The organism is Kribbella sp. NPDC050281, assembly GCF_040655855.1.
GTDB lineage: Bacteria > Actinomycetota > Actinomycetes > Propionibacteriales > Kribbellaceae > Kribbella.
Genome location: NZ_JBFAKS010000076.1, coordinates 1 through 8,940, shown reverse-complemented (window position 1 = coordinate 8,940; position 8,940 = coordinate 1). Strand labels below are relative to the sequence as shown.

At 69.9% G+C, this 8,940-nt stretch carries 8 protein-coding genes; 4 read left to right on the top strand and 4 right to left on the bottom strand.

The genetic code is table 11. The features are described 5' to 3' along the window. Positions 1-282: 282 nt before the first annotated feature. The 4 genes from AB0I34_RS43070 to AB0I34_RS43055 are packed head-to-tail and all read right to left on the bottom strand — an operon-like array spanning position 283 to position 3,423. Positions 283-840, bottom strand: a complete 558-nt coding sequence (locus tag AB0I34_RS43070) for a YdeI/OmpD-associated family protein (protein ID WP_360458172.1) — start codon at positions 838-840, stop codon at positions 283-285. A gap of 47 nt (positions 841-887) precedes the next feature. Next, complete coding sequence (locus AB0I34_RS43065; RefSeq protein WP_360458169.1) at positions 888-1,373, bottom strand: methylated-DNA--[protein]-cysteine S-methyltransferase; 486 nt, start codon at positions 1,371-1,373, stop codon at positions 888-890. Further along, positions 1,370-1,924: a GNAT family N-acetyltransferase gene (locus AB0I34_RS43060; RefSeq protein ID WP_360458166.1), complete on the bottom strand. Its 555-nt coding sequence runs from the start codon at positions 1,922-1,924 to the stop codon at positions 1,370-1,372. The genes AB0I34_RS43065 and AB0I34_RS43060 overlap by 4 nt, the downstream gene beginning before the upstream one ends. Next, positions 1,921-3,423: an AlkA N-terminal domain-containing protein gene (locus AB0I34_RS43055; protein ID WP_360458164.1), complete on the bottom strand. Its 1,503-nt coding sequence runs from the start codon at positions 3,421-3,423 to the stop codon at positions 1,921-1,923. Before AB0I34_RS43055 ends, AB0I34_RS43060 begins: the two co-directional genes overlap by 4 nt. A 123-nt stretch (positions 3,424-3,546) precedes the next feature. Between AB0I34_RS43055 and AB0I34_RS43050 the strand changes: the two genes are divergently transcribed. The 4 genes from AB0I34_RS43050 to AB0I34_RS43035 all read left to right on the top strand — a co-directional run bounded on the left by AB0I34_RS43050 (position 3,547) and on the right by AB0I34_RS43035 (position 8,907). Further along, positions 3,547-4,287: an SDR family oxidoreductase gene (locus tag AB0I34_RS43050; protein ID WP_360458161.1), complete on the top strand. Its 741-nt coding sequence runs from the start codon at positions 3,547-3,549 to the stop codon at positions 4,285-4,287. A gap of 31 nt (positions 4,288-4,318) precedes the next feature. Then, the gene (locus AB0I34_RS43045) at positions 4,319-5,131 is read left to right on the top strand and encodes an LLM class flavin-dependent oxidoreductase (RefSeq protein WP_360458158.1); all 813 of its coding nucleotides are present in this window, start codon (positions 4,319-4,321) and stop codon (positions 5,129-5,131) included. 74 nt (positions 5,132-5,205) lie between these two features. Beyond that, positions 5,206-6,216: a LacI family DNA-binding transcriptional regulator gene (locus tag AB0I34_RS43040; RefSeq protein ID WP_360458155.1), complete on the top strand. Its 1,011-nt coding sequence runs from the start codon at positions 5,206-5,208 to the stop codon at positions 6,214-6,216. Positions 6,217-6,258: 42 nt separating this feature from the next. Next, complete coding sequence (locus AB0I34_RS43035) at positions 6,259-8,907, top strand: glycogen debranching protein (protein ID WP_360458152.1); 2,649 nt, start codon at positions 6,259-6,261, stop codon at positions 8,905-8,907. The last annotated feature ends 33 nt before the right edge of the window (positions 8,908-8,940 follow it).

Here is an 8,940-nt window from a genome sequence, read left to right as displayed (position 1 = left end):
GCGGCGGGCGGGGACCGCAAAGGTGCAGGAGTGCTGGGTCAGCCCAGCAAACCGTGGGCTGGCCAGCCGCGTGCGGTTGGCCAACCCACCGTCTCGTTGGCCAACCCAGCAAACGCGGCGGGCGGGGACCGCAAAGGTGCAGGAGTGCTGGGTCAGCCCAGCAAACCGTGGGCTGGCCAGCCGCGTGCGGTTGGCCAACCCACCGTCTCGTGGGTCAACCCAGCAGACGCGGCGGGCGGGGGCGGCGGGGGGCTGCGGGGGCCGGGGGCGGCGGGGCGGGGGTCAGCGGGCGCGGTGGTTGTGGGCTGCTTGGGTGACCGTCTGCGCGATGCGGGTCGCGCGCGTCTCGGGACGCTTGGCGAGGGTGATCCATTCGAGGATTGCGCGCCGGGTGGACGGCGGGAACGCGTGGAAGTGGTGGGCTCCCGTGGGGTTCTGGGCGAGGGCGGCGGAGAGGTCGGCCGGGACGATCAGGTTCTGCGCGTCGGCGAGCAGGTCCCACGCGCCGGTCCGCCGAGCGTGGTCGACGAGCTCCTGACCCGCCGGCGCCATCAGGCCCGCCGTGGTCAACCGCTCGACCCGCTCGCGGTTGACCTTGCTCCACGTACTGCGTGGGTTCCGCGGCGTGAAGCACTGGTACGTCGTCCGGTCGTCACGCTTGATCGTCTTGCTGTCGATCCACCCGAAACACAACGCCTGTTCGACCGCATCCGCCAGGTTCACGCCCGCCGCATCCCGGCGAACGATCAGCCAGACGGACCGCTCGCTCCGGCCGTTCGTCGCCAACCAGGTGCGCCATTGCTTCACACCCGGACAATTCAGCGCCGCGTCATCGTTCATACCACCGAGCATGCGCCCGATAAGTGCTCACCGATTGAGCACTTATCTCAGAAGAGTACGTCGCCTCGCTCGTGGTCGAGCAGCGCCTGCTTTCGTTCGAGGCCTCCGCCGTACCCGGTCAGGCTGCCGGTCGAGCCGACCACGCGGTGGCACGGGACGATGATGCTGATCGGGTTCTTCCCGTTCGCGAGCCCGACCGCCCGGGACGCGCCCGGCACGAGTCCGAGGATCGCAGCGAGTTCGCCGTACGTCGTGGTCTCGCCGTACGGGATGTCCTGGAGCGCTGTCCAGACCCGCTGCTGGAACGGCGTCCCGGCCAGCTGCAGCGGTACGTCGAACGTCGTCCGCCCGTGCTCGAAGTACTCCGTGAGTTGCTCGGCAACCGCGGGCAGCACCGAGTCGTCGCGCTTGCCGAAGGTCTCCATCGGCGGGCGATGCCGGTGTTCGGCCATGTAGAGGCCGGCCAGCTCTCCGGCGTCGCTCTCCACCACAGTGAGCGGGCCGAGCGGGCTGTCCACCACGGCATACGTCACTGCGACGCCTCCCACTGGGCGCGGTTGATCCGGTAGAGCACATGCCGCTGCAGTCGATGCCCGGCGGGCAGACGGACGTGGTCGAAGTCGCCCGCCTCGTCGTGCGTCATGCCGATCCGCTGCATCACCCGCTGCGACTTCACGTTGGGGGTCGCGGTGAACGAGACGATCTCGTCCAGACCGGCCGGGCCGAAGCCGTGAGCCAATGCCGCCCGGGCCGACTCGCTGGCATAACCGTTGCCCCAGGCCCCCTTCGCGAGCCGCCAGCCGATCTCGACGGCCGGCATGAAGTGCGCCTCGAAACTCGGCACCGACAGCCCGGTGAACCCGATGAACTCGCCGGTCTCGCGGACCTCCAGCGCCCACAGGCCCCAGCCGCGTCCGTCGATCTCGGGGATGTTCCGGTCGATGAGCGCGTCGCTCTGCTCGCGCGTCTGCGGCGCCGGGAAGTGCTCCATCACCGCCGGGTCCGCGTTCAGCACTGCGAATGGCTCGCGGTCGCTGTCACGCCACTGGCGCAGCAGCAGGCGGTCGGTGGTCAGCTCGGTCATGCTCTCTCCGTCGAGGTCGGTTCCGGGATCTTGTTGATCGCGTGGTCACCAGTGGCCCACAGGTACTGCACCGCGTAGGCACGCCACGGCCGCCAGGCACGCGCATGGTCGATCAGGAGTTTGGGGGCCTCGGGCAACCCTAGGTCACGAGCGGCGTACCGGATGCCCAGATCGCTGGCCACAAAGGCATCCGGGTCACCGAGCGCCCGCATCGCGATCGACTCGACCGTCCACGGACCGATCCCCGGCAGCGCGGCCAGTTGCTCGCGCGCCTTGTCCCAGTCGGCGCCGGCGCCGAGATCGATCTCACCGGCCGCCAGCGTGCCGATCAGCGTCATGAGCGTCGTACGGCGAGACTTCGGGAAGGCGAGCGATTCGGGATCGAGCCCGGCCAGCGCCTGCATCGTCGGGAACAGATGCGTCAGCCCGCCGCCCGCATCCTCGATCGGATCGCCGTGCCGCACCACCAACCGATGCGCGTGGGTCCGCGCGGCCGCCGTCGACACCTGCTGACCGAGCACCGCCCGAACGGCGAACTCCTCGCCGTCGACGGTGTGCGGAACCCGGCGGCCCGGCGCCTTCGCAATCAGCGGCGCGAGCACTGGATCGGTCTCGAGCAGGTCGTCGACCGCGATCGGGTCGGCGTCGAGGTCGAGCATCCGGCGGCAGCGACTGATCGCGATCGCCAGGTCGCGCTGGTCGGTCAGCGAGAGTTGGCAGGCGATGTGATCAGGCATCGGCTTCAGCGCGACCACGCCATGCCCGTGCGGAAGCCTGAGCGTGCGGCGATAGTGACCGTCGCGCCACTCCTCGACGCCGGGTACGCCGGTCGCGATCAGATGACCGAACAGGTTGTCCGGGGTCAGCGGCGCGCGGAACGGGAGCCGCAGCGAGATGGTGCCTGGGGCAACGGTCGCCGTACCGCGCCGGGCCCGGCGACGCAGCTCGGTCGGAGAGAGGGCGAACACCTCCTGCACGGTCTCGTTGAACGTCCGCACACTGGAGAACCCGGCCGCGAACGCGACATCGGCCATCTGCAACTCGCTGGTCTCGATCAGCAGCCGCGCGGTCTGCGCACGCTGGGCACGAGCCAGCGCGAGCGGACCGGCGCCGAGCTCGGCGTGCAACTGACGCTGGACCTGACGGACGCTGTAGCCGAGGTGAGTGGCCAGGCCCGGCACGCCGTCGCGGTCAACGACACCGTCGGCGATCAGCCGCATCGCGCGGGCGACCAGGTCGGCCCGGTCGTTCCACTCCGGTGAACCCGGGCTCGCGTCCGGCCGGCAGCGCTTGCAAGCCCGGAACCCAGCCTGCTGGGCGGCCGCCGCACTCGGGTAGAACCGCATGTTCTCGACCTTGGGCGGCACCACCGGGCAACTCGGCCGGCAGTAGATCTTGGTGGTCAGTACCGCGGTGAAGAACCAGCCGTCGAACCGGGCATCCTTGGACTGGACCGCGCGGACGCATCGCTCCCTGCACTCGTACACGTGATCCAGCATCCCTGGCCGCACCGACGGTCGCTAGCGAATTTGCGCCATCGAGGTATGGCGGAAAAACGACGCCAGGATCTCGGGTCGGATTTCCGCCAGCTCCGCCCCGGATCACCCGCTGGACTTGAGGGCATGAACGAACTGGTTGGCAAGAAGGCATTGGTGACGGGCGGAAGCCGCGGGATCGGCGCGGCGACCGCGATCGCCTTGGCAGCGAGTGGAGCGGATGTCGCGGTGACGTACCACCGCTCCGCGGACGCCGCGGCCGAGGTGGTGAAGAAGATCGAAGACCTCGGGCGGCGGGGGTTCGCGTTCGAGGTCGACGCCGCGGACGCGGTGGCCGTGGCCGACGGGGTGCAGCGGGCCGCGGACCAACTCGGTGGCCTGGACATCCTGGTCAACAACGCGGGCGTCGGGGCGGTCGGTCCGATCACCGACGTCACTCTGGCCGACGTCGACCACGTGCTCGCGGTCAACGTCCGTGGGGTGTACGCCGCCACGCAGGCCGCCGTACCGCGACTGTCCGACGGCGGACGGGTGATCCACCTCGGCAGCTGCGTCGCGGCCCGGACCGCCCTCCCCGGGATGACGCTCTACGGGATGAGCAAGGCCGCGCTGGTCGGTCTGAGCAAGGGCCTCGCCCGCGAGCTCGGACCGCGTGGCATCACGTCGAACGTCGTCCAGCCCGGCCCGATCGACACCGACATGAACCCGGCGGACGGCCCGTTCGCCGAGCCACAGGCGGCGTTCGTGGCGCTCGAGAGGTTCGGCACCACGGCCGAGGTCGCGGCGGCCATCACCTACCTGGCCGGCCCGCACGCGGCGTACCTCAGCGGCGCGGAGCTGACCATCGACGGCGGTTACGCGGCCTGACTTGTCGGTGCTCCCGACTACCGTCACGGGCATGCGATTCTCGGTGACGGTCGGCGCAGTCGGGCACGGACGGGATCCGCGCGGTCTCGCGGACCTCGCGCGCGCCGTGGAGGACTCCGGCTGGGACGCGTTGTTCCTGGAGGACTACCTCGTCTACCAGGGCGACGCGACCGAGCCGACCTACGACCCGTGGATCTGCCTGGCGGCGATGGCGACGGCTACCTCACGGATCACGATCGGTACGACGGTCACACCACTGCCTCGGCGGCGGCCCTGGAAGGTCGCGGCCGAGGCAGTGGCGCTGGATCACCTGTCCGGAGGGCGGTTCGTGCTGGGGGTGGGGATCGGCGATCCCGGCGATCCGTTCCTGGGCCGCGTCGGTGAACCCACCCAACCGAAGCAGCTCGCGGAGATGCTGGACGAAGGCCTCACAGTGATCGACCGGCTGTGGAGCGGCGATCCGGTCACCTTTGCCGGCAAGTACTACCGGCTCGATGACGTGCAGCTCACCGCACGGCCTGTGCAGGCGCCGCGCATCCCGATCTGGGTCGGAGGAAACCTGCTGGTGCCCGCCGTCCGCCGGCGGATCAGACGGTGGGACGGGAGCTGTGCGTACAAGGGCAGCACGGACGCGCCGCAGCAGATCATGCCCGACGACGTCCGCGGTCTGCTCGCGGAAGTCGAGGCCGAGCGCGGGACGACCGACAGGTTCGACCTGAAGGTCAGCGGTGGAGATCCCGAGGCCTTCGCGGCAGCCGGCGCGACCTGGTGGGGCCGCTGGATCGCGCCACTCCCAGCGGCCGAAACGCTGGCGATCGTCACGCAGCGTCCACCGGCACTCTGAGCCGTTGACACGGACGGGGACCGGGAGGAGACTGCCGGTGTTTTTAACGTTCAAAGCCTCGGTGGGAGGTCTTCGTGGCTACGTTGAAGCAGGTCGCTGCGCACGCGGAGGTCTCCGTGCAGACCGTGTCGAACGCGTTGAACGCCCCGCACCGGCTGCGGCCGGACACCCTCGAGCGGGTCAACCGGTCGATCGAACTGCTCAACTACCGGCCCAACCGTAACGCCCGCAGTCTACGCACGAGCGCGGTCGAGTTGATCGGCTATTGCGTCCCCAACTGGCCGAACCAGACCCATCTCGTGATGGACCAGTTCCTGCACGCACTCTGCGCCGCGGCCGAGCGCACCGGCCGCCACATTCTGCTGTTCACCGCCCCACCCGGCGTCGACGGCATGCCCGTGTACGACGACCTGCACGCGCGCCGGCTCGTGGACGGGTTCGTCCTGTCGCAGACCGAGACGCACGATCCGCGGCACGGCTGGCTCAAGGAACAGAAGATCCCGTTCATCTCCTTCGGCCGGGTCTGGAAGGAGACCACCCAACCCGGTCCGTGGGTCGACGTCGACGGCGCGGCCGGCTCGGCGATGGCGGTCCGGCACCTGCACGAGGCCGGGCGCCGCCGGATCGGCTTCCTCAGCTGGCCGAAGTCGTCCGGGCTGGCCGAAGACCGGCTCGGCGGCTGGCGCACGGCCTGCAAGGAGCTCGGCCTGCCCACCTCGGGTCTGGCCGTCCGCTGCCGCGAGGACGGCATCGCCGAAGGCGCCCGGGCCACCGCCGAACTGCTCGACGCGGACCCGTTCCTCGACGGAATCGTTGCCTTGAGCGACATTCTCGCCCTCGGCGCGCTGCGCGAACTCGGCCGCCGCGGCCTCACCCCGGGCGTCGACGTCGGCGTCACCGGCTTCGACGACTCCCCACTGGCCGACGTGGTCTCCCCCGGCCTGACCAGCCTGCGGCAGCCGATGGACGACATCGCCGCCGAACTGATCTCCATCCTCACCGACCCGGACGGCCCGCCGGACGCGTCGACCGAACGCTTACTGCACCCCGAACTGGTGATCAGGGGCAGCTCAGCCCCTGGCTGATGCGGTGCGCACCCAACCGCGCCGCGAGAAGGAGGAACCGCCATGACTCCCCGCCCGACCGTCCGACGCAGCACCGCCCCACCACGCCGGGTCAGACGCCGTACCGTCGGCGTCGCCCTGCTGGCCGCTGCAACCGTCCTCGCCGGCTCCGCATCCGCGACCGCCGGCTCAGCACCCCGCAGCACCGGCGGCTCACCGCAGAGCGTCGTACCGTCGGAGCTGTCCGAATCGACGCGGCTGGCGGATCGCCGGTCGCTTGTCGTCGGTGATCGCGCCTACGCGATGGGCGACGAGACCGGCCTGTACCCCGCCACCGGCTGGCACATCCGCGGTGAGATGGGTGGCTTCTGGACCCAGCCGATCAAGATGCTCGACGGGCTGTGGTTCGGCCTCGACGGCGCCTGGCTCGGCAAGGACGTGGCCGCCGCGAAGTACACCAGCGGCCACGGCTACAGCCGGATCGACTACTCCGGTGACGTGAGCGTCCACCGGACCGACTTCGTACCCGACGGCATCCGCGCCACGCTGGTCGGGCTGACCTTCAAGTCCGGTACGGCGAAGACCGTCAAGCTCGATGTGGACGCGCACTCCGAGTTGATGCAGTCCTACCCGTGGGGCTGGACGGCCCCGGGTGCGGCCGACGCCAACCTGGCGGACACCGGCGCGTACACCGACGGCTCGCTGCGGTTCCGCGAGCAGGGCACGCCGTCGTACCCGAACGCGACCGCGCACGACTACGCCGCGTTCGTCGGATCGTCCCTGCGTCCGACGGGCCACGCACTTGGTCCGGACCACCGCGGCCCGCAGGACCCCGCCGTGATCTGCCCGGCGGACGGTCTGACGCCCGCACGGTGTGACGACTCGCTGGTCGGGAAGGGCACCGGCGGCCGGCTGACGTACGACGTACAGCTCGCACCGGGCAAGGAGAAGACCGTCTGGTTCGCGGTGGCCGGATCCGACACCGGCGTGTCCTCGGCACAGCGCGAGTACAGCCGGGCGTTGAGCAACCCGGACAAGTTGCTGAAGGCAAAGGCTGACGAGCGGCAGCAGATCGACAGCATGTCAGCGGTGGAGCTGCCTGGTGATCCACTGCTGCAGCAGAGCGTCGAATGGAGCAAGCAGAACCTGGCCGACTCCGTGCAGGAGGCGCGCGACCTGCGCATCCGCGACGTCAACGAGGGCAAGGACTACCCGGCACCAGCCGGCACGGTCGGCACCGCACGCTGGTTCGGTGCGGGCTTCCCGGACTACCCGTGGTTGTTCGCGACCGACGGTGAGTACACCGCGTACGCCGCGGTCGCGGCCGGTCAGTTCGGCACGGTGAAGGACCACCTCAAGGCGTTGCGGGATGTCAGCGACATCCTCAACGACCGCAGCGGCAAGGTCGCGCACGAGGTCGTCCCGACCGGCGACGTGTACTTCGGTTCGAACCAGAGTGCGGGCAACACCGACGAGACGGTGAAGTTCCCGAGCATCGTCGCACTGCTGTGGAGGTGGACCGGCGACGACCGGTTCCGCGACGACATGTACGACTTCAGCGTCCGCAACCTGCAGTACGTCTACCGCGAGCTCGACAAGGACAGCGACGGCTGGCCCGAGGGTCTCGCGAACGTCGAACGCAGTGGGATGGGCGCCGAGAAGCTCGACAGCACCGTGTACCTCGCTCGCGGGCTGCGGGACCTCGCCGACCTGGCCGCCTCCCGGCACGACATGCAGGTGCAGCAGTGGGCCACCACCCGCGCCGACGACCTCGAGTCGCGGTTCGAGTCCCAGTGGTGGGTCCCGCAGGCGCTCGGGTACGCCGATTCCGTCGACGACCCGGCGAACCCCGCGAACGACAACACGCCGATCTTCCAGCGGCACTGGATCGGCGTCACCCCGATGGAGGCCGAGCTGGTCCGGCCCGGAAAGCCGGTGTCCCCGCTGGCTTCCCCGGAGCACGCGGCGATCGCGCTCGACCAGCGCGAGAAGCCTTGCTACACAGGCGAATTCGGCCTTTACCACACTGGTACCGGACCGACGTCCGATCCGGCCGGCAACCCGGGTCCCTCGTGTGACCCGGTCGTCTCGCAGGTGAAGAGCGAGCGCAGCATCTTCTCGCTGAACACGTCGATCATGGCGGTTGCTGAAGGCAACTACGGTCGCCTCGGCACCGGCCAGCAGCAGGTCTACACCACCGGCAACGCCCGCATCCAGCTCGACCCGAATGTGTGGGAGACGCCCGGCGCGATGCCGGAGATCGCGCCGTCGCCCGACTCGCCCGCGAACATCGGCCGGCCGTTCTACGACCGCTCGATGGCACTGCAGGCGTGGGGCACGTACGGCGTACTGTGGCCGGTCGTGCACCAGCAGCTCGGCGTGGACCCGGACCTCGGCCACGGCCGGGTCTCGATCGTGCCGCAGCTTCCGCAGGGCCAGCAGAAGGTGGCCGGGAGCAACATCCAGCTCGGCCGCGGATCGGTCGATGTGTCCGCACGCCTTACAGGCAAGGAATTGCGGACCGATGTCAAGGTGAAGGGTGTCGGGGCAACGTTCACCATCGGCGCCGTCCTGCCGGCCGGTGCGAGCGTGAAGAGCGTGTCGCTCGACGGCCACAAGGCGCAGTACAAGCTCGTCACCACGACGCGTGGAGTGGAGGTGCAGGTAGCGACCCGGGGCTCGTCCTCGGCGCTGACGATCACGCTCTCCTGACCCGTTGACTCCGGGGTCGTGGCCGAGGCGGGC

Coding starts and splice junctions, on each gene's coding strand:
- AB0I34_RS43035 (WP_360458152.1), top strand. CDS start 6,259: ATGACTCCCCGCCCGACCGTCCGACGCAGCACCGCCCCACCACGCCGG.
- AB0I34_RS43050 (WP_360458161.1), top strand. CDS start 3,547: ATGAACGAACTGGTTGGCAAGAAGGCATTGGTGACGGGCGGAAGCCGC.
- AB0I34_RS43055 (WP_360458164.1), bottom strand. CDS start 3,423: ATGCTGGATCACGTGTACGAGTGCAGGGAGCGATGCGTCCGCGCGGTC.
- AB0I34_RS43060 (WP_360458166.1), bottom strand. CDS start 1,924: ATGACCGAGCTGACCACCGACCGCCTGCTGCTGCGCCAGTGGCGTGAC.
- AB0I34_RS43045 (WP_360458158.1), top strand. CDS start 4,319: ATGCGATTCTCGGTGACGGTCGGCGCAGTCGGGCACGGACGGGATCCG.
- AB0I34_RS43070 (WP_360458172.1), bottom strand. CDS start 840: ATGAACGATGACGCGGCGCTGAATTGTCCGGGTGTGAAGCAATGGCGC.